Below are 20,814 nucleotides of genomic sequence, written 5' to 3'. Positions count from 1 at the left end.
CTTTTACGTTGATCAGGTCGCCCGCATCGTACATTTCAAAATTCGCCGCGAGAACGCCGCCGACCGCGCGGCGTTGTCGGAGCCCCTGTCTAAGATCACGTCCCATGTCCTCGGATGGGTTATGGCGGATGGTCAGGATCGGCGTCGTCGGTCTGCTCCTCGCGGCGGCGGTCGCGGGCCTGGTGTTCGGCGATGCATGGCTCTGGACGGCCGTCCAGTGGTCGCCGCCGCCCTTCCTCGAGTTCTACGGGGTCGACGAGTTCGACGTCGCGACGATCGTCGCGCTGCTCGGGGCCGCCGTGCTGAAGGCCGCCTTCGTGTGGTCGATCCTGCGGCCCCCGATGCGGGGACCGGTGACCCGCCGGGAGAAGGCGCTGCGCCTGCTGCTGTACGCGGTGGTGGCGTACGGCCTCGTGGGGTGGCTCCCCATGGGCCTGCTCCCCGACGCGGTCGTGGCGGTGTTCCTGCTCGTGCTGTGGACGGCGGTCGACGTCCTGTTCCTGCTCGTCATCCGCTGGCGGTCGCGCCTGTTGCGCGCGACGGCCGGAGTGCTGTTCACGGTCGAACTGATCGGGCTCGCCAACGAGGTGCTCGACGAACTCGACCTGCCGGAGCTCGGACCGCGCGGTTACGTCGACCTGGTCTGGTTCGCGGCCGGTGCGGGGGTGACCGTCGTCACGCTCGCGGGGCAGCGGCGCGACGGCCGATGGAGCGGCGGCACCCTGGTCGCCGGTTGGTCGTCGCTGGGCGTCCAGGCGCTGTCGTTCGCCCTCTACCTCCTCACCGGCGGCCGGATCCCCGGCCCTCCGCTGCCGGTGACGGTCCTGATGGACGCGGCGGAGTTCGTCAGCCTCGTGTGGATCGCGGCGACCGCCCGCGAGATGCCCGCCGACCGCCGTCCGATGCGACCCTCACCCGCGCGGCGGCGCCTGACCCGCGCCGCGACGGCGATCGTGGCCGTCGTACCGCTCATGGCGCTGGTCCACCCGGAGCAGACCCCGCACCTCACCTTCAGCGGCTGGTCGACGGACTGCTACGACGGACGCGGCTTCGGCGACCTGAACCCCGCCGAACGCGAGGCCGCGTTCCTGTGCCGGGCGCGCAGCGTCGAGGGCGGCCCGCCACTGTTCCCCGACACCCTGTCGGACCAGGGCGTCCTCGCGTACGGGCGGGCCCTCTGCCACGCCCGCGACCGCGACGAGCAGGAGGCGATCCTGACGAGGGCCGGAAGCGAACAGCCCGCCGGGGGCGCCGACCCGTCGCACCTCGTCTACGTCTGCCCGGAGATCGTCGGCAAGTCCCAACCCGACCTCCTGCTGACCGCCGAGGAGACGGAGGCCGCGGACGCCGCCTGGCTAGCCGAGGAGAACGCCCGGTGCCGCGACCCGTGGCCCCGGACGAAGGGCGTCGTCCAGGCCTCGGTCAAGTACTTCCTGTTCGCCGACGGCGACCCCGGCTACATGGTCTACGACCCCGACGACGAGACCCCCGGTCCCACGATGGAGGAGGCGATGGACGAACTGTTCGCGTCCGACGACGCCATCGTCGCGGCCGACGGCAGCGCGGCCCTCATCGGCCACGTCGCGGACGTCATCGACCTCTGCCTCACGGTGAAGGCCTTCCGCACCCCGCCGCCGAAGCGCACGGCGGGGTGGGATCACGTCGCCGAGGTCCCGATCGTCAGCCGCACCGGCCAGCTGACCGTGCCGGAGATGAGCTACGACGGAGTCGGCGCGGGCGCCCCGATCCCGAACCTGGCGATCGAGGGCGAGGGCCGCTACCGGCTTCGCGTGTACGTGCGGGTCCGGGCCGGAGAAGAGCAACACCTGGTCGTCGTGTTCCCGGGCACCTCGAAGAAGAGGCTCAAGCTGAGGTGACGACCCGCGTGGTCCAGCGGCGCTCGTCGGTGCCGAGCAGGGTGATCCGCCGGAGGAGCTCGTCCGGGGCGTGGCCCTTGGCGTCCACGCAGACGTGCAGCCCGGCGGCGGAGCGGCAGTGGCCTCCGGGCATCTTCAGCGGGCTGACCTGGATGGTGACGGACGTGCCGTCCGGGCCGGCGTAGAACATCGCCAGCTCCCAGTTCGTGTCGTCGGTGAACCCCGGACGCCAGAAGTGCACTTCGGTGACGTCGAGATCGGCCGGCAGCCCGTCGATGCGCAGGGGCAGCGGCACGGGCCGGGTGCCGATCGTGACGTCCGCCGCGATGCGCAGGAGGACCGCCCCCGGATCGGCCTCCTTCATGTAGTAGCCGTGCAGTTCGGCCCACCGGCCACCGGGCACCTGCCAGCGCACGAAGGCGTCGCCCCCGTTGAGCGGGTCACGCGGATCTTCGGTGATCCAGTACGCACGCAGTCCGTTCACCTCGGGAGCGGGCAGCGCGGTCCGTCCGTCCTCGATCGGCGGGTCGTCAGCGGCCTCGTACATGCGAAGCCACAGGCGCATGCCGAAGTCACCGCCCGCCCGCGCCATCACCTGGTCGCCGTGCGCGCCGACGACGTGGCTGACGCCGATCACCGAGTCGGGCAACCAGCCGAAGGCGGCATGGGCCACGAGGGGATCGCCGCCCTGGGAGACCGAGGCGACCGCGACCGTGACGTCATCGCCGCCGTTGACGACCGCCACGCCACCGAGCAGCACCCCGCAGACCAGCAGCCCGCCGACCACCTGTACGGCCCTGCGACGCCGCAGCCGGCGTCGCGCCGTCGCCCGCACGGCCGCCACGTCCAGCCGCGTCGGCGGCGCCTCCGACCGGGCCAGTTGCCGCAGGCCCGCGGCGAGTTCATCGGCGTCCAGCGTCATGACGAGACCTCCTCCGCGTGGGGATGGAGCATGCGGCGCAACCGGTCGATCCCCCGGGCGGTCTGGCTCTTCACATTGCCCTGCGAGCACCTCAAGGTGAAGGCGGTCTCCTCGACCGACAGGTCGCAGTAGTACCGCAGCACCAGGACGGCCCGCTGGCGCGGCGGCAGGCTCACCAGCGCCCGGCGCAGATCGAGCACACCGTCGAGATCGCCGTCGGCGGCGGGCCGCTCCTCGTATCCGCCGAAGGGGATCACCCGGCGGACCCACGACGATCGGCGTTCGGCCAGGTAGGCGTTGACCAGCACCGTACGCGCGTAGCCGTCGGAGTTCTCGACCGCACGCACCCGCGACCAGTTCAGGTAGAGCCGGGTGACGGCGACCTGGAGCAGTTCGTCGGCGGCGTGCCAGTCACCGCACAGGAGGAACGCGACCTGACGCAGCCACGCCGACCGTGCGGACACGTACTCGGTGAACTCGTCGTCGTACGCGGACGATCTCGCCATTCGCCTCCTTCCGCGCATCGTGTCATCGATCTAATGCGCCGAAGCGGGCCGAGGTTGCATGGCTTTCCGTGCTTTCGCCGGACGTCGCGGACTGCGGTCGGTCAGGCCACCTTCGACGCGGGCGCGGTCCAGGCCTCCGCGCAGGTCCCGACGTCGCGGGTGGTGAAACCGCGGTTCATCCAGTACGCGATGTTCTTCCCGGTTCCGGTGTAGGCGCCGGCCTCCAGCCGTCCCAGCTGCCGCAGGACGTCCTTCCAGTCGGCCGCGTCCCGATGGCGCATCGACCGGTAGACGCTGCCGATGAACGCCCCGGACAGGCAGTACTCCTGGAGGGAGTTGCGCCGCGTGATCTCGACGTCGGGGATCGGCTCCTGCTCGTCGAGGAGGGCCGGCTCGATGCCGACGATCCAGTTGATGTGCCAGGCGTACAAGTTGGACATCATCGTGAAGATGTAGAGGTCGTCGGGGTCCTTTCTGAGCAGCTTCCAGTCGAGCACGACGACGATCTTCACATCGTCGGCGCAGTACTGCAGGAACTGGTACTTGTGCCAGGGCAGCCCGCACGACCGCTTCGGGTTCTTGGTCAGCAAGGCCACTTCGGGCTTCCGGAACTTCAGCCCCGCCTTGGCGAACTGGGCCGACCAGACCCGGTTCAGGCAGCTCACCACGGTGGTGACGTACCTCTTGGCGAGCGCGGCGTCGTTCCGCCGGCCGATGGGCCTCTCGGGGCAGGTGGAGCGGGGGATCACGCCGCTGTCGTAGAGATCGTTGCCGGACAGCATGGGATGGTCGACCGGGTCGGCGTACGCGGGGCCGGGCACAACCGTGGCCATCAGCGCCACGAGTAAGCCGGTGATCAAGGAAAGCCTCATGAGCCCCATATGGTCGCGCCCGGCCGGGTTCGGGGCAACCGCAGAGGAGGACGGCCCGGGGGTCGCTCCCCCGGGCCGCTTCTCTCAGCCTCCGAAGGCGGGCGCGATCTCGGGGGCCTTCTCCGGCTCCGGTACGGCCGCCAGCAGGAGCTCCACCAACCGGTCCGCGATGGCGGAGATGGTCGGCTGCTGCCACAGCAGCGTCGTGGGGAGGCGGCAGCCGAAGCGCTTCTCCAGCCGCCGGCGGACCATGATGGTCATCACCGAGTCGAGCCCCTGCTCGACCAGCGGGCGCCGGATCGACAGGTCCTCCGGCCCCAGTCGCATCACGGTCGCGATCTCGGCCCGGATCTCCGGCAGGACGCGTCCGCGCAGGTCCTCGGGCGCCACCCCGGCGAACGACTCCGCCGGGCCGCCGAGGTCCTCCTCGGCCTGGAGGGGCGCGTCGATCACCGGGTAGCGCAGGCCCGTCAGGTGGCCGACCACCCTGCCGTCGACGTCGGCGATGACCGCCCGCGCGGTGTCCTCGGCCGACGGGTCCACCGCCGCGTCGATGATCACCGTCGTGGGGGGTGTGCCGGTCAGCACCATCTCGTCGATGTGGACGACCATGCGCAGCACCGGATCCCCCGGGAACACGCAGGGCGCCACCGACATCACCGCGTCGAGCGCCGGGGCCCAGCTGTCCACGCCGTCGGTGCGGACCGTGGCGCGGAGCGCGCCGTCGCCGCCGAGCAGCGTCTCGATGCTCCAGTCGAAGCCCGTCGACGGGACGCCGACCGTCGCCAGGCGCTGGTGGACGTAGCCCGGCTCCATCGGGGTCAGCCCGTCGGCGTCCGGGAGGACGTCGGGCTTCACCTGGCCCGGCGCGGCCACGTTCGCGGTGACGTGCACCAGCCAGGCCGGTTCGGGCTCGTCGGGGGCGGCCGGGGTGCGGGCCGCGAGCCGGACCGCCGGAGGCTCGTGGACGACCTGGATCTGGCGCCGCTCCGCCGTCATCAGCGGGTGCATCATCTCCACGTCGGTGAGGGTGACGTCCTCGTCCTCGGCGGCGTGCAGGAACGTGTTGACCAGCACCGCGGCCGGCACGATCTCGACGCCGTTGAGGGCGTGGCTGCCCGGGTAGGGGCGGTTGGCGTCCTGGACGCTGGTCCGCCAGACCCGGGTGCGGCTGCCCGCGATCGAGGTCCCGGCGCCGAGCAGGGTGTAGGAGTCCACGTCGTGGCCGCGGTTGTCGGTCTCGGTGTACGACTCGCGCCAGTGGCGGCGGTGCTGCCAGGCGTACGGCGGCAGGTCGGCCAGGCCGCCCGACGGCTGCAGGCGGGTCCAGTCGACGTCGACGCCGTGGCAGTGCGCGGTGCCCACCGAGGCGAGGAAGGTCGGCAGCTCCGGCTGGTTGCGGCGCAGCGACGTGCCGACGAAGACGTCTTCGAAGCCGTTCTCCGAGAGCGTCTCGGTCACCGAGTGGGCGACCACCGGGTGGGGGGAGATCTCCAGGAACACGCGGTAGCCGTCCTGCGCGGCGGCCGTGGTCGCGGCGGCGAGCCGCACGGGGTCGCGGAGGTTGGCCGCCCAGTACGCGCCGTCCAGGACCGGGGTCGAGCGGGGGTCGGCCAGCGCGGTCGTGTACATCGGGATGCGCGGCGGGCCGAACGACAGGTCGCCGACCCCGGCGGCCAGTTCGACGGCGAGCGGCGTCATCTGCGGGCTGTGGAAGGCGACGTCGGAGGCGACCCTCCGGGTCACGATGCCCTCGGCCGGCCAGTCGTCGAGCACCTCCTCGACCGCGTCGACGTCGCCCGACAGCACGGTGGAGCCGGGCGCCGAGGAGATCGCGGCCACCAGGTCGGTGCGGTCGGCCAGCCGGTCGGCGGCCTCCTCGAACGACAGGTCGACCATGACCATGGCGCCCTTGCCCTCGGCCTGGCGCAGCAGCGCGGAGCGGCGGCAGATGAGGCGGGCGCCGTCGGCGACGCTCATCGCGCCGGCGGTCACCGCGGCGGCGAGTTCGCCGACGGAGTGGCCGATGACCGCCGTGGGGGTGACGCCGTGGGCGGTCCACATCCGGGCCAGGCCGAGCTGCATCACGAAGATCATGGTCTGGACGCGGTCGATGGTGTCGAGGTCGCCGTCGGTCAGGACCTGGCGGGGCGAGAAGCCGATCTCCTCGACGAAGATCGGATCGACCTCGTCGACCAGGGACGCGAACTCCGGCACGCCGAGCAGTTCCCGTCCCATCCCGCGCCACTGGCAGCCCTGGCCGGAGAACACCCAGACCGGCCCGGGGCCGAGGTCGGGCAGCACGTCGCCGGTGATGACCGACTCGGCCGGCACGTCGTCGGCGAGCCGGCGCAGCCCGGCCGTCAGGTCGTTGCGGTCGGCGCCGAGCACGACGGCGCGCCGGGGCAGGTGGGTGCGGCGCAGCGCCAGCGTGTGCCCGGCCGAGGCCAGGCCGGCGCCCTTGTCGAGGTGGCCGGCGAGGGCGCCGGCGTACTGGCGCAGCGCCTTCTCCGAGGCGGCCGACAGCGGGAACAGCCGCTCCCCCGTGGTCTCGGCCTCGGGGGTCTCCGGGGCGGGCGGGGCCTGTTCGAGCACGATGTGGGCGACCGTGCCGCCGTAGCCGAAGCTGGAGACGCCCGCCCGGCGGGGGTGGTCGCGGGTCGGCCAGGCCGACTGCTCGGTGACCACGCGCAGGCCCGAGGTCTCCCACGGGATCGCCGGGTTCAGGCTGGTCAGCACGTTCGGCGGGATCGAGCCCCGGTGCAGGGCGAGCACCGCCTTGATGACGCCGGTGATGCCGGCCGCGCCTTCGAGATGACCGATGTTCGACTTGACCGAGCCGATGAGGCACGGGTCGCCGGGGGGCCGCCCGGTTCCGTACACGGAGGAGAGCGCGCCCGCCTCCAGAGGGTCGCCGAGCCGGGTGCCGGTGCCGTGGGCCTCGACGTAGTCGACCGTGGACGGCGCGACGCCCGCCTGCTTGCAGGCCCGGTGCATCACGTGCTCCTGGGCCTCGCCGCAGGGGGCCATGATGCCCTGGGTGTGCCCGTCCTGGTTGACGGCGCTGCCGATGACCAGCGCGAGGATCCGGTCGCCGTCGCGCCGGGCGTCCGACAGCCGCTTGAGCACGACCACGCCGACGCCCTCGCCCCGGCCGTAGCCGTCGGCCGAGGCGTCGAACGACTTCGACCGGCCGTCGGGGGCCAGGGCGCCGGCCGTGCCGAGCGTGAGGGTCTGGCCGGGGGTGACCACCAGGTTGACGCCGCCCGCGAGGGCGACGTCGTTCTCGCCGAGCCGCAGGCTCTGGGCGGCCAGGTGCAGCGCGACCAGCGACGCCGAGCAGGCGGTGTCGATCGCCATGCTGGGCCCGCGCAGGTCCAGGGAGTAGGAGATGCGGTTGGCGACGGCGCAGGTCGCCGCGCCGATCCCGGTCCACGCCTCGATCTGGGGCAGGTCCTCCAGCAGGCGGGCGCCGTAGTCGCCAGTGCAGACGCCGACGAACACGCCGGTGTCGGTGCCGCGCAGCCCGTGGGGCGGCAGGCCGGCGTGCTCCAGGGCCTCCCACGCGGTCTCCATCAGGATCCGCTGCTGCGGGTCCATGAGTTCGGCCTCGCGGGGCGACAGGCCGAAGAACTCGGCGTCGAAGCCCTCGATGTCGTCCAGGAAACTGCCGTGACGCACGGCGTCGCGCAGCGCGGCGGCGTTCTCGGGGCTCCGGTTCTCGTCCCGGCGCCAGCGGTCGGCGGGCAGCGGCCGGGTCGTGTTCCGGCCCGCGCACAGCAGGTCCCAGAACTCGTCCGGTGAGTGGACGTCACCGGGAAGGCGGCAGCCGATCCCGATCACCGCGACTGGTTCGACCATCTGCGTTGGTTCCCTTCGGTTCAGACCCACGGAGGATTGTCAACGATCTTGATCACGGCGCTGGAGACGGTCACTCCCGGCCCGGTCCCGAGCATCAGCATGTGGTCGCCCGGACCCAGCTGGCCGGTCAGCAGCAGGTGGTCGAGGGAGAGGACCTGGTCGCTGGCCCCGCAGTGGCCGATGGTGCGGCCGTAGTCCCAGGTCGAGCGGGACATGGGCAGGTCGAGCATGGTCATGCAGCGCTGTTCGACGATCTCTTCGGAGTAGTTCATGAACGCCACCCGGGTGAGGTCGGCGGGCTTGATCCCGCTCTCGTCCAGGGCCCGCTCGACGACCTCCATCAGCGCCCGCTGGATCTTGAACAGCGCCGCGGTGGCCTCGCCCTTGGACATGACCTGCTGGCGGAACTGCTCGTTCCTGGCCGCGAAGCTCATCTTGCGGCCGACCGTGACGCCCGGCGGGAACAGCGGCTCGCTGCCCCGGTGCAGCTCCTCGGCCTCGGTCACCGTCGTCGTGCAGACCGACGTCAGCCGGGCGAACCCCGTCTCCTTCGTCAGCACGAGCGCGCTGGCGGCGTCGCCGCCGACGTACCCGGGGCCCATCCGCCAGCGGTCCATCAGCGGGGTGCCGTAGTTGTCGGCGGCGACCAGCAGGGCGGCCCGCCGGTCCGGGACGGCGGCCAGGTGACCGGCCGCGAGTTCCAGGGCGAGGAACATCCCGTTGCAGCCCTGCCGGATCTCGGTGGCCAGCACGTCTCCGCCGACGAGCTGACGCTGCAGGTAGGAGTGGGGCGGCCAGCCGTCGGGTCCCTGATGCCAGGTGGAGGCGTACAGGAGGAGGTCGAGGTCGGCGGGCGCGCGCCCGCTGCGCTTCAGCGCGCTCCGCGCCGCGTGCAACGCCATTTCCGGCGCCGGTACGTCACCCGCGACCACCGCCCCGGCCAGGTTGTGCAGCTCGGCCTCTTCGGCCGGGTACCAGCCCTTGGCCACGGCCTTCTCGACGCTGACGACGGTCCGCGGGACGAAGGCGCCCACTCCGCCGATGTACGTGTCCGCGTAGCGCATCAGACGGTTTCGAGCTCTCTGACCATCGCCGCGATGGTCACGACGTCCTGGAAGTTCTCGGAGTCGAGCTTGGCGGCGGGGATCCGGACGCCGACGTCCTTGCGCAGGAAGTTCAGCAGCCGGGCCGTGCGCAGGGAGTCGAGCAGGCCCGACGTGAGCAGCGGGGTGGTCTCGTCGACGACGATGTCGTCGCCCTCCTGGACGAGGTTCTCCTGGATGAAGTCGACCAGTTTGCGGGTGAGCTCGGTCATGCGCGCGGTCCTTCCTCGATGACCTTGAACACCGCGGCGGCGCACGACGTCCCGGAGCCGAAGCCGACCATGAGCAGATGGTCGCCGGGCACGAGACCGCCGGTCGCGAGCAGGTGCTCGAAGGCGATGAACTGGTCGACCGCGCCGCAGTGGCCGACGCGCCTGCCGTAGTCCCAGGTCGTCTGGTCCTCGTCGATGCCGAGCCAGGACATCTGGCCGTCGAGGTCCTCGCGGCGGCCGTGCGGCAGCGCCACCTTCGTGATGTCGGACAGTCCGATGCCGGCCTCGTCGAGGGTCTGCTCGACCTGCTGCATCATCGTCTTCTGGATGGTCAGGTGGATGCCGGTCCCCTGCTTCTTGAGCAGCCGCTGGCGGAACTCCTCGTGCCGGTCGCCGAAGCTCAGCCCGACGCCCACGGTGGCGTCCGGGGGGAAGAGCGGGTAGGCGCCGTCGTTGACGGCGTCGGCTTCGGGGATCACCGTCGCGTTCACCGACAGGAGCTGGGCCATGCCTCGCTCCTTGCCGAGGAGCAGCGCGGCGGCGGCGTCGCCGATCAGCGCGCCGGGGGTCATCCGCCAGCGGTCCACCAGCGGGGTGCCGTGGTTGTCGGAGGAGACGACCATCGCCGTCTCGCGTTCCGGCAGGGCCATCAGGTAGCTGGCCGCGAGTTCGAGCGAGCTGATCATCCCGACGCAGCCGCTGCGGATCTCGAACGCCGGCACGGGGCCGCCGAGGAGGTGCTTCTGCAGGTAGTGCTGGGGCTGCCAGCCGTTCGGGCCCTGGTGCCACACCGACGGGTAGAGCAGCAGGTCGAGATCCTTCGGGGACGACTGGCCGTAGCGCTCGTAGGCGTCCAGGACCGCGAGCCGCGCCATCTCGGGCGCGGGCATGTCGCCGGCCACCGCCGCGCCGATCTGCCGGAACTTCTCGGCATCCTCGGCCGGATACCAGCCTTCGCGTACCGCGTGCTCGACGCTCACGCTTTCCGGCACGTATACGCCGAGACTCCTGACGAACATGTTGGGTGTACGCACACGTCCCCTAACTCATGAAAGGAAGCGTCCGAATGATCGCGGGCCCGGGATATCAAGCACCTCGGCCGTTCCACGAAAACGGCGGAAAATGGGCCGGCGGGCCGCCACGGGCAACACTAGGGGCGCACCGTCGGATAAATCAATGTTTCTGGTACGCGACATTCCGTTAACTAAACCCAACAGTACGTGTTGAGTTTCGGAAATGGGTCCCCGACTTCACAACGTGGTTTTTCCGAAAACCAAAGGGGCGCCGGGCCGTCGCCTTTCGGGTCGGGCCCGGCAGGGGTCGTCTAGGGCACTCGGGTGCAGACGATGTTGTTCATCTTGAACTGGGCCGGAATGGCGTTCGTCCCGGAGGCGGTGGCCGAGAAGCCGAAACTCTGGCTGGAGCCCGCGCCGATGAAGGAGTTGTGACCGGCGTCCTTCGCGGTGACCTGGGCGCCGGTCTGGGTCACCGTGGCGTTCCAGGCGCTCGTGATCGCCTGGTTGCCCGACCACGTCCAGGAGACGTTCCAGTTCTGGACGGGGGTGGTGCCGGTGTTCTTGACGACCACGCCGCCGTTGAAGGCGCCGGTCCAGGTGCCGGTGGAATAGGTGACCTCACAGGCGTTGCCCAGCTTGAGTCCGCTGCGCACCCAGGTGACGAAGTTGGCCCAGCTGGGGTTCAGCGTGCCGGTGCTGACGGTCTCGCCGCAGTTGGCGGTGGTCTTGACGGTCTCGTTGCCGTACTGCGCGGGGTCCATGATCTGGACCATCATGTGGTCGGCCGCCGGTACCGAGACGAAGGTGGCGTTGCCGCACTGCGCCTTGATCCGGTTGAAGAGCAGGACGCTCTGCCCGTGCGGCACCAGGAAGTCGGCCTGGCCGTGCAGGAACAGCAGCGGCGGGTCGCCGGAGTCGACGTACGTCATCGGGTTGGCCGCGGCCACCGCGGCCGGGCAGGTCTGGATCGGGCAGCCCACCAGCAGCGACTCCGGCGAGGCGGGCGAGTTGTGGTCGAGCCCTCCGGTCGGCAGGTTCTGCGAGTTCATCTGCAGGAAGTCGGTCGGACTGTAGAAGGCGAGGCCCACGTGCACGGCGCTGGAGACGCCGGTCGTGCCGACGGTTCCCTCCAGCGCGGTCACGCCGCCCGAGAAGACGGCCATCTGCGTCAGCCAGGCGCCCGACGAGTCGCCCGCCATCGCGAAGCGGTTGGTGTCGAGCTGGTAGGTGGCGGCGTTGGCGCGCAGATAGCGGATGGCCGCCTTGATGTCGTGCACCTGCGCCGGGAAGATCGCCTGCGCGCTCGACCGGACGTTGACGACGGCCACCGCGAAGCCCAGCGGGTTGAAGACGGCCGCGATCTCGGCCCCCAAGGGCTTGCTGTCGTCGCTCGTCCACGCCGAGCCGCTGTGCCAGATCAGCAGCGGCCGGGGCGTCATCCCGGTCGACGGGAGGTAGATGTCCAGCAGGTGCCCCCTGCTACCGGCCGGCTGTGCGGGCGCGTAGGCGATGTCGGAGATCACCTGCGCGTGAGCCGGCGGCGCGAGGGCCACCGACACGCCGAGTGTGGCCAGCATGGTCATCACCATGCCGACGACCGCGGCCATATGTATTCGAACTTGCATAGTGCGACTCCGGTCGGTCGGATGATCGCCGCTCCCCCGGCAGCGACGTCCTGCACGAGAGTCGCGGCTTCCATCGATATGGGCGGGGAGACGATATGACACATAAGTCACGATGGTCAAAAGTTTCTTAACCCGTTTTTCAGAGTGGCATAAACCGGACAACCCACATCGACACGGCGCTAAGAAGTACAGAAGATGCATGCCCTGCACGGGCCGTCGGATACGCACCTGCGAGGCCCTTCAAGGCCGCCGTGTACGGAAGGGGACAGCCCCCGGAAAGTAATTTCGCTTTCACCGTCGGTGAATGCGCGCGAACAAACGCCACTTCAACGCGCCGATCGATGAAAGTTTCACGGCCGGTTACGCCCGGATGCAGGCGTGACAATTTTCCTAACGCGCGGTGAGTGATAATGTCCGCCGTCATGATCTCCACGTTCCCAGGAGGACGAATGCGAAAGGCACGCGCAGTTCTCGTCTCGGCCGTCGTGGTTCTCGGAGCCTCCGTGATGATCGGCGCCACCCCCGCCCAGGCCGACGCGCGGCTCTCCGGCGTCTTCAGGACGTCGGCCGAGTGCGAGCGGATCGGCGCCCACGGCGTCGCCCAGGGCTGGTGGAACGACTACTCATGCGTGTGGGAGGGCCGCTACCGCTACTACTTCCTCTACGCGTGACCCCTCACGACGACCAGTAGCGGCGGTGTCGGGTCCCCCTCCGGACGGACGACATCCGTGCACCGTGATCCCTGGGTTGCGTGGCGTTCTTTTCGCGCGTTCCGAAGGGTCATCCCCGACATTCGCCGGTGGCGTCGTCCTCTGCCTCGCCCTGCTGATCTCCGGCCCCGCCGCGGCGCTGCGCAGGGCCCCGGCCTTCGGGCCCGATAACCTCCGGCCCGCGTTCACCAGGACCGTTCCCATCGTCCCGCCGGCACGGTCACCTACCCAAGACGGTCGGCAAGGTGTTCTTCCTCGACCACGCGGGCCGGCAGCGCCGGTGCTCGGCCACCTCGATCGAGTCGCCGCACCGCGACGTGGTCGCCACCGCCGACTGGGTGTTCGTGCCCGCCCCCTCCCACGGCAAGTCGGCCTGGACCCGCCACGACTTCACAACCGGATCTCGCGACCCGGCCAGCGGGAGCGCAGCCACCGGTCGTGACTGGCGATCACGATCGCGCCCGGCCCCGTGCTCAGAGCCTCCTCCAGCTCGTCGCAGAGCCGGGGAGAGAGGTGGTTGGTGGGCTCGTCGAGCAGCAACAGCTCGGGCGGATCGGCGACGAGCAGCGCCAGCGCGAGCCGCCTACCCTGGCCGACCGACAGCTCCCCGACCCTCCGGCCGAGGTCACGCGGGCCGAGCAGACCGAGCGAGCCGAGCGGAACCGCCTCGGCCCGCTCGGCCCCGAGCGCCAGCTCATAGGTCTCCCGTACGGTGCGATCGGGCTGGTCGAACTCGGTGTCCTGAGCCAGCAACCCGACCCTCAGCCCATTTCGCCGCCGCACCACGCCGACGGCCTCCAGCCGCCCGGCCAGCACCGCGAGCAGCGTCGACTTCCCCGCACCATTGGCCCCGGTGACCAGCAGCCGCGCAGTGGCTGAGACGTCGAGACTGTCGAGCGTGAGCCGGCCGGGCACACGGACGTCGCGTAGCGACATGAGGATCCCGTCGGCGGACTCGGCGGACTCGCCGGATGCGGCGGCGAGTGCGGTGGCGTGGAAGCGGAGGGGTTCGGGCGGCTTGGGGACCTGGTCGCGCTCCAGGTCCTCCAGTCGCCGGGCGGCGCTGCGCACTCGCCGGGAGATCTGGTTCTGCACCCGTCCGCTGGTGTGGCCGTAGCCCATCTTCTCGTTGTCGCGCTTCATCCGGCCCGGCGCGACCTGGTGCGCCGTGACGGCGGCGGCGCGGCGCAGTTCGGCGAGTTCCTCCTGCTCCTCGGCGAACCGCCGCTCCCAGCGCTGCCGCTCCGCGCGCTTCTCGGCCTGGTAGGCGCTGTAGTTCCCGCCGTACCGCACGGGCCCGCCCACCGCAGGATCGAGGTCGATCAGGTCGGTGCAGACGGCGTCGAGGAAGGCCCGGTCGTGGCTGGCCACCATGACGACTCCGGGCAGGCCGCGCAACTGCTCCTCCAGGAAGGCGGTCGCCGCGTCGTCGAGATGGTTGGTGGGCTCGTCGAGCAGCAGCGCCGAGGGCCGCCGCACCAGCAGCGCGGCCAGGGCGAGCCGGCCCCGCTGCCCGCCGGACAGGGACCCGAGCGCGCGGTCGGCCCGCACGCCCCCGAGGCCGAGCCCGGCCACAACGATCTCGGCCCGCCGGTCGGCGTCCCAGGCCTCGTGGTCCTGGGCGTGGTCGAGCCGCTCGCCGTACCGGCCGAGCAGGTCGACGTAGCCGGGAGAGTCCGGCGGTACGTCGGCGAGCGCCTGGGCGAGCCGGTCGAGTTCGGCGAGGTCGTCGCGGGCCTCGCGCAGGGCGTCGTCGAGCACGTCGGCGATGGTGGACGAGGCGTCGAACGGCATCCGCTGGTGCAGGAAGCCGAGGTCGGCGGGCCGGACGACGGTGCCGGAGTCGGGCTCGTCCACCCCGGCGAGCAGCCGCAGCAGGGTGGACTTCCCGGCCCCGTTCTCCCCGATCAGCCCGATCCGGTGACCGGGGGCCGCGGTGAGGGAGACGCCGTCGAGCACCCGCCGGCCGCCGAGCGTACGGACGAGGTCATGGGCGAGCAGAGGAGTCACGGCGCGGACGTCCCGAGGTCCGGAGCCGCCCCGGTCTCCAGGCGGCCCTCGGAGAGCCGCAGCCAGCGGTCCACCCCGATCTCGGTGAGGAACCGCTCGTCGTGGCTGACCACCACGAACGCCCCTTCGTAGGCGGTGAGCGCGCTCTCCAGCTGGGCGACGCTGACCAGGTCGAGGTTGTTGGTCGGTTCGTCCAGCAGAAGCAGCTGGGGCGCGGGTTCGGCGTACAGGACGCAGGCGAGGGTGGCCCGCAGCCGCTCACCACCCGACAGCGCCCCGACCGGGAGATGGATGCGCGCCCCCCGGAACAGGAAGCGGGCGAGCAGGTTCATCCGCTGCGCCTGCGGCATCCCGGGCGCGAACGCCGCCAGGTTCTCCGCCACGGTCCGGCCGAGGTCCAGCAGGTCGAGCCGCTGGGAGAGATAGGCGACCCGCCCGGTCTCGCGTCCCTCGAGTTCGCCGTTGATCAACCGCAGGAGGCTCGACTTGCCGGCCCCGTTGGGCCCGGTCAGGGCGATCCGCTCGGGCCCCCGGATCGTCAGGTCGGCGCCCTCACCGGCGAACAGGGCCCGCCCGCCGTAGTGGACCTGCAGGTTCGTCCCGTGGAACACCGTCCGCCCGGCCGGCACGTTGGTCCCCGGCAGCTCCAGCGCGATCTTCTGCTCGTCGCGCAGCGCCCGGCCCGCCTCGTCCAGCCGCGCCTTGGCCTGGGTCACCCGCGCGGTGTGCGTCTCGTGGGCCTTCCCCGCCGACTCCTGGGCGTTCCGCTTCATCGTGCCGGCGAAGATCTTCGGCAGCCCCGCGTTCTTGAGGTTGCGCGAGGCGTTCCCCGCCCGGCGCTCGGCCCGCTCACGGGCCTGCTGCAACTCCCGCTTCTCGCGCTTGACCTCCTGCTCGGCGTTCCGGACGTTCTTCTCGGCGACCTCCCGCGCGGCCCGCACGGCCTCCTCGTACGCGGTGAAGTTCCCGCCGTGGAACTGGACGTCGCCCTGGTGGAGTTCGGCGATGCGATCCATGCGGTCGAGCAGCGCCCGGTCGTGACTGACCAGCAGCAGACAGCCGTGCCAGCCTTCGAGCACCTCGTAGAGCTTGCGCCGGGCGTCCAGGTCGAGATTGTTGGTCGGTTCGTCGAGCAGCAGCACGTCGGGCCGCCTGAGCAGCTGCGCCGCCAGCCCGAGCGAGACGACCTGACCGCCGCTGAAGGTGTGCAGCGCCCGGTCGAAGGAGACGTCACCGAGCCCCAGCCGGTCGAGCTGGGCACGCGTCCGCTCCTCGACGTCCCAGTCGTTGCCGATCGTGGTGAAGTGCTCCTCGCTCGCGTCTCCGGACTCGATGGCGTCCAGAGCCCTGATCACCGGAGCGATCCCGAGCACCTCCGCGACGGTCAGCTCCCCGGCCAGGGGCAACGTCTGAGGCAGATACCCCAGCACTCCCCCGACGGTGACCGACCCGGCCGCCGGCCGGAGCTCCCCGGCGATCAGCCGGAGCAGCGTGCTCTTCCCGGCGCCGTTGGGCGCCACCAGACCGGTCCGGCCCGCCGGGACGGAGAAGGAGAGATCCTGGAACACCGGGGTGTCGTCGGGCCAGGAGAAGGACAGATTCGAACAGACGACGAACGCGTCGGACATGCGAAAACCTCAAGCGTGACGCGGGCGCGCAAAGGCCGCCCGGCAGGAAACAGGGGAACGACGAGATGGCCACGGCGGCAGCACTTGTCGCGCGCCTGCCTGCGGCCTATCGGGTCCGGTCTCAGCCGGAGATGTCGTCGTCTACCACCATGTCTGGTCTCCTGGTTTCCGATCACGCAGCGGTCCGGCTCTCGGAAGAGACACGTCGAGAGCACCAGCCCTGTCACCCAAGGGGCGATTCAGGACGAACCGCGAAGAGTGTGCCAAAGACCCGAGGCACCGTCAACACGGGCATCCCGAGCGATCAAGGAAGTCGGAGCCTGCGCCAAGGACCCAGCGGAGCCTGGTCAGGGAGCGCGAGGTGCCCGAGTGTCCCCAAACGAGAATGGCCCGTGGCAGGCGCCCTGAAAGGGCGACAACCACGGGTCATCCATTACTCACGTCTTCTCACAGACGTCCGGAGTTCCGGCGACTAGGTCCGGTCCACGTACCAGCTACCGCAGCTGACGCTTCCGCCGTTCGGCCTGATGCAGACCCGCGTGGCGTAATGGCGCTGCTGGGTCGTGTTCCAGTTCATGACGAGGTCGGTGATCCGCCCGTCGGTCGTCCACCACTCGATTTTGAACGGCCCACACTGCTTCCATCCGCCCTGGCTCTCGACCTCCGCCGTGCTCGGATACTTCGGCATCGAGTTGGGGATCCCGTTCCTGCTGCGGTCGATCCAGACGAGGTCCCCCGACTGACCGCCGTCGACATTGGCGTAACTGAAGTTCAGGCCGCCCCCGTTCATGAGCTTGACGGTGCGCCCGGATGCGGTGAAGGAGTAGACCTGCTTGTAGAGGTCAGGCCGGAAGGTGGCGTCACAGTCGGCCGTGCCGGCCTGCGCCTGACCCGGCAGCAGCCCGAGAGTGGCCACACTGACGACGACCGTGGCCAAGGACAGCGCAAGCCTTCGCGTCTTCATGCTTCCCATATCAGCCGACAAACCTTTCTTAGTTCACGCCCGGAGGAAACAACCACAGTTTGCGGGCAAGCTGACGTGATGGAAACCTGGAAGCTTACAGGGAGCCGCCGATAAACATACGCCAAGAAAAACCGAGAGATACGGCAAGGCACTCGTCTGTGCCGTGGCCGTCGCGCAGCGACAGAGCCGAAGATCTCCCCGAGAGCCATCGTCGGAGAATTAGCGCATGCCGGGAGAGGGTGAGCGAACCCTCAAGGCCAGGCCCACTTCCGCCCCGACGTCAATGGAACAGTTCAATGAGCGAGATGATCAAGCTATGGGAATTCGCCCTGACCGGCAGACTCGGTTTCGTCGCCTTGGGGATGTCGCTGGACGACGTTCTCCGGCGAATGGGGCCCGCGGACGGGGTGACCACCGGGACACCCTCAATCTATGCGTTCGGGGACGTGGAACTGGGATTCTCTGAAGCGAATGTGCTGTGGCTTATCATGGTCGAGCCCAGAGGAGATCTGATCTTGCCGCCGCCGATCGGTTCAGGCGAGGCATTCCCTGCGCCGAAACTGCCGGAAATCATCGCCTACCTGCAAAACATGAACGAAGACGTTGAATGGATTGAGCCCTACGTGCCCGGCGAGAAATGGTTGCGAGTCTGCCGCTCGGGCGTTCACTTAAAGTTCGATGATGATGGCGTCCTGCAAACGGCGGGCTTCTCCGAAAAACGATATTTTTCCGAACCATGAGTCGATGCATCCCGGGTAGACGATGTTGCTCCGATCGATAATGTCTATAGGGATGCAAGCACGAGCAATACCGCCATGCAGCGCCCGCACACGCCCGAGCTCGCACAACGGATCGGCGCCTAGAGAACCACATCCTGATGAGCGAAACCTCGATCCTCCGCCTCTCGTACTCACTGGCAGGGCTAGAAGGTGCCCGATACTGCCAACTAAGTGAGTGTTTGAGAAGGGTCGGCGGGTGGACGTCTCAGGGCAGCCCGACAGATACGACGAGCTACGAGGCGTAGGGCCTGTAGTGGGGTGTCAGTCGGGCGATGGGGACTTGGGGATGCCGAGTCGCTTCATGACGTTCATAGAGGTCCCGACGAGCTGACGCAGAAGGCTGTACTTCCGATTCTATTCCGGCCTTTTAAACGGGGGGTTCGAGCGAAGCGAGCTCAATCCGAGCGAAGCGAGGCCGTATCAGGGAGCGCGAGGGGCGAAGCCCTTCGCCAGGGAGCGAAAGCGACCCCCGGAGCGCAGCGACGCCAGGACGCGTAAGCGGCCAGGGGGAGCACGAGGGGGCGACAGCCCTCTCGTATCGGGGGGTTCGGGGGGTCGTCCCCCCGTGTGCAGAATGGCGAAATGGCCCGTGGCAGCCGCCCCGAAGGGGCGTCAACCACGGGCCATCCATTTCGCCAGTGGAGCTATGGGGATTCGAACCCCAGACCCCTTCCATGCCATCGAAGCCAGGGAGTCGATCTGGGTCGCGGCGAGTCGGGCGGGTTGCCTCTCACCTGTATCGACGCTCTGATTGAGTCGCGGTGAGTCAGCGAAAGTCATAAGGAGTTGGCTCCCCGAATTAGCTCCCGTGACTCCCCGGAGGCGAGGTCGATACTCGTCGAGTTCCCGCGCTCGCCAAGCCGGGCTTGGCGTTGACGAGCGCTGACCAGATGACATGCTCTATCAGTCTGCTTCTGCGATGCGAGCGAGATTCACGCGGCCAGCGTAAACAACTCTAGAGATGCGCGGCAGCCTCCCCAGCGCCATAGCCAGATGCCACCAGGAGAGTACGTGTGGCATCTCTGAAGGGTAGGGCGCTTACAAGATCTTAAATTCGCTGCTGATTCGATCACAAATAGCGCTGGACCCGGATGCGAAGGCGCATATTCGGTATAACTGCCGCATTGATGAGCAACAGGCATCGCCCGACAACCAAACTCAAAGATTTACGCCACGCATCATGAAGTCCGAATAGCCCTGCATTGCGATTAGAAAATGGTATCAGCATCGGTGACCGCGACCTTTTTGATCTGATCCACCGTTAAGCCCTTAAGATTGCGAAGGTCCGCGCCCTCCAGATTCACACCTTTCAGATCCGCATCCTTCAGGTTCGCGCCTTTCAGATCCGCACCTGCTAGATACGCGCCAGCCAGGTCCGCACCCATAAGAACGGCATCCGCAAGGTCCGCATCCGTAAGGATCGCGTCCGTAAGGTGCGCATTAGTCAGATCTGCACTCGCAAGGTCCGCCTCAAACAGGATCGCGTTCGTTAGAAATGCGTTATTCAGATTCGTGTTCGTCAGGTTGGCCTCGCTCATGTCCGCGCTCGTTAAATCCGCATTCCCCAGGTCCGCACTCGCCAGGTCCGCTCGCGTAAAGTCGGCTCCCCGCAGAGACGCGTCCAACAGATCTGCTTCACGAAAGCGGACGCCGGCAAGGTTTATCGGCACGTAATATACATTATCCTCAAGGGCAGGAGGCTGCAAGGAGCAGGCGAGCTCTAAAGCGGCTCGCACATCTGCGGGAACAGAAATTCGTTCGATGCCTGCTGCCAAACGGCCCTTTAAGTTGAGTGGAGCGCACGGGTCATCGCCAATCTTCTGCTTACAGAAGTCCCGATTACGCACAAAAGCAGCCATGACGTTTTGAATTGTCGACGTATCTTTTTCGGAATCGATGGCGATACGGTTAAGTGCATAGAGACCGCCTAGGCGCACCTCGACAATCTCCGAGCTTAGCTGTTCTACAGCCTTGGTATACCGATCGGTAATCTGCGTCTCTTTACTGGTCTCCCAAGTCAGCCCGGAGTAGATAAGGCCGCCAGCAGTGAATAGGACGCTCAAAGCGACACCTAACGAAGTGATGGCCCCCAGTGCTGTCTGGCGCTGGCTCGTCAGAAGTTCAACGCGCTCTTTGGGCGTCAGCGTCACCTCCAACTCTCTAGGCGTGGGTGCCGTAATAGGGATCATCGCCGAGCGCTGCCAGCGGATATAAATGCCGCGCCCCACAGCAATCGCTAGGGCAAACACTGCTACGCCGGCTACCACGGCCGATTTCGGCCCATGACCATTTAGGCCGATGAGGGTCCCAATTTGATAGCCCTCTCGACTTGCTAATACATCCAGCGCAACAAGAATAAAAACCGCAACCCTGATTGCGTTACGTACTCGCGGTTGCGCATTTCTGCTTAGATACACGTAAATCATGCATACGGAAACGACGAAGACCGTAAACCATCCGCCATAACCGCTTGCGAAGAAGACCCAGAACCACAGAAGGATCGCGGTCGGAGGGACAGCGAGGATGACGAGAATACGCCGCAAAAGCGGTCGCCGATGGCGAGGTAGTGGCGCCTCTAAGCTTGCACGCGCGGGGCGACGGAGATTCCGGAAGCTCCTGGTGATCCGCCTAGGGGAAGTGGAAGGCGGTGATGGCATATGCCTACTCGGCGGGGCTGCGTCGCCATCTGAGTCTTGCATGGAGGGCATACCAAGACATTACGCGCGGAA

Annotated in this window: 15 protein-coding genes; 3 read left to right on the top strand and 12 right to left on the bottom strand. The window is 68.6% G+C overall.

Annotated elements, in window-relative coordinates:
- The first annotated feature begins 104 nt into the window (after nt 1-104).
- Nucleotides 105-1,877 carry a hypothetical protein gene (locus tag FDA94_RS15455; protein WP_170990953.1) on the top strand — a complete coding sequence of 591 codons (1,773 nt, stop codon included), beginning with the start codon at nt 105-107 and terminating at the stop codon, nt 1,875-1,877.
- Here FDA94_RS15455 and FDA94_RS15450 read toward each other — a convergent pair.
- The 8 genes from FDA94_RS15450 to FDA94_RS15415 all read right to left on the bottom strand — a co-directional run bounded on the left by FDA94_RS15450 (nt 1,864) and on the right by FDA94_RS15415 (nt 11,946).
- Complete coding sequence (locus FDA94_RS15450; protein WP_137247754.1) at nt 1,864-2,799, bottom strand: hypothetical protein; 936 nt, start codon at nt 2,797-2,799, stop codon at nt 1,864-1,866. The genes FDA94_RS15455 and FDA94_RS15450 overlap by 14 nt on opposite strands.
- On the bottom strand, nt 2,796-3,305 hold the full coding sequence (locus FDA94_RS15445; RefSeq protein WP_137247753.1) for a SigE family RNA polymerase sigma factor: 510 nt from the start codon (nt 3,303-3,305) through the stop codon (nt 2,796-2,798). The genes FDA94_RS15450 and FDA94_RS15445 overlap by 4 nt, the downstream gene beginning before the upstream one ends.
- A gap of 101 nt (nt 3,306-3,406) precedes the next feature.
- A complete protein-coding gene (locus FDA94_RS15440; RefSeq protein WP_170990952.1) occupies nt 3,407-4,177 on the bottom strand; it encodes a hypothetical protein in 771 nt (256 codons plus the stop codon).
- A gap of 84 nt (nt 4,178-4,261) precedes the next feature.
- A complete protein-coding gene (locus FDA94_RS15435) occupies nt 4,262-8,038 on the bottom strand; it encodes a type I polyketide synthase (RefSeq protein WP_137247751.1) in 3,777 nt (1,258 codons plus the stop codon).
- Nucleotides 8,039-8,058: 20 nt separating this feature from the next.
- Nucleotides 8,059-9,102: a ketoacyl-ACP synthase III family protein gene (locus FDA94_RS15430; protein WP_137247750.1), complete on the bottom strand. Its 1,044-nt coding sequence runs from the start codon at nt 9,100-9,102 to the stop codon at nt 8,059-8,061.
- Nucleotides 9,102-9,353, bottom strand: a complete 252-nt coding sequence (locus FDA94_RS15425; RefSeq protein WP_137247749.1) for an acyl carrier protein — start codon at nt 9,351-9,353, stop codon at nt 9,102-9,104. The genes FDA94_RS15430 and FDA94_RS15425 overlap by 1 nt, the downstream gene beginning before the upstream one ends.
- Nucleotides 9,350-10,345 (bottom strand): ketoacyl-ACP synthase III family protein, encoded by a 996-nt coding sequence (locus FDA94_RS15420; protein WP_246059941.1) that lies wholly within the window; start codon nt 10,343-10,345, stop codon nt 9,350-9,352. The genes FDA94_RS15425 and FDA94_RS15420 overlap by 4 nt, the downstream gene beginning before the upstream one ends.
- 332 nt (nt 10,346-10,677) lie before the next feature.
- Nucleotides 10,678-11,946 (bottom strand): cellulose binding domain-containing protein, encoded by a 1,269-nt coding sequence (locus FDA94_RS15415; protein ID WP_170990950.1) that lies wholly within the window; start codon nt 11,944-11,946, stop codon nt 10,678-10,680.
- 497 nt (nt 11,947-12,443) lie between these two features.
- Here FDA94_RS15415 and FDA94_RS15410 point away from each other — a divergent pair, with 497 nt between their 5' ends.
- Nucleotides 12,444-12,665, top strand: a complete 222-nt coding sequence (locus tag FDA94_RS15410) for a hypothetical protein (RefSeq protein WP_137247747.1) — start codon at nt 12,444-12,446, stop codon at nt 12,663-12,665.
- Between the two features lie 429 nt (nt 12,666-13,094).
- Here FDA94_RS15410 and FDA94_RS15405 read toward each other — a convergent pair whose 3' ends face one another.
- The 3 genes from FDA94_RS15405 to FDA94_RS15395 form a co-directional block, all read right to left on the bottom strand.
- Nucleotides 13,095-14,714: an ABC-F family ATP-binding cassette domain-containing protein gene (locus tag FDA94_RS15405; protein WP_137247746.1), complete on the bottom strand. Its 1,620-nt coding sequence runs from the start codon at nt 14,712-14,714 to the stop codon at nt 13,095-13,097.
- On the bottom strand, nt 14,711-16,342 hold the full coding sequence (abc-f, locus tag FDA94_RS15400; protein WP_137247745.1) for a ribosomal protection-like ABC-F family protein: 1,632 nt from the start codon (nt 16,340-16,342) through the stop codon (nt 14,711-14,713). The genes FDA94_RS15405 and abc-f overlap by 4 nt, the downstream gene beginning before the upstream one ends.
- A gap of 472 nt (nt 16,343-16,814) precedes the next feature.
- Nucleotides 16,815-17,306: a hypothetical protein gene (locus tag FDA94_RS15395; RefSeq protein ID WP_137247744.1), complete on the bottom strand. Its 492-nt coding sequence runs from the start codon at nt 17,304-17,306 to the stop codon at nt 16,815-16,817.
- A 296-nt stretch (nt 17,307-17,602) separates the two neighbouring features.
- On the opposite strand from FDA94_RS15395, the gene FDA94_RS15390 reads away from it, so the two are divergent.
- Entirely contained in the window at nt 17,603-18,046 is a 444-nt protein-coding gene (locus FDA94_RS15390; RefSeq protein WP_137247743.1) for a hypothetical protein, read from the top strand.
- A 1,247-nt stretch (nt 18,047-19,293) separates the two neighbouring features.
- On the opposite strand, the gene FDA94_RS15385 is transcribed toward FDA94_RS15390, so the two are convergent.
- Nucleotides 19,294-20,628, bottom strand: a complete 1,335-nt coding sequence (locus FDA94_RS15385; protein WP_170990949.1) for a pentapeptide repeat-containing protein — start codon at nt 20,626-20,628, stop codon at nt 19,294-19,296.
- Nucleotides 20,629-20,814: the final 186 nt, after the last annotated feature.

This window comes from Herbidospora galbida, from assembly GCF_005233835.1.
GTDB classification, from domain to species: domain Bacteria; phylum Actinomycetota; class Actinomycetes; order Streptosporangiales; family Streptosporangiaceae; genus Herbidospora; species Herbidospora galbida.
This window is presented reverse-complemented; position numbering and strand designations above follow the sequence as displayed.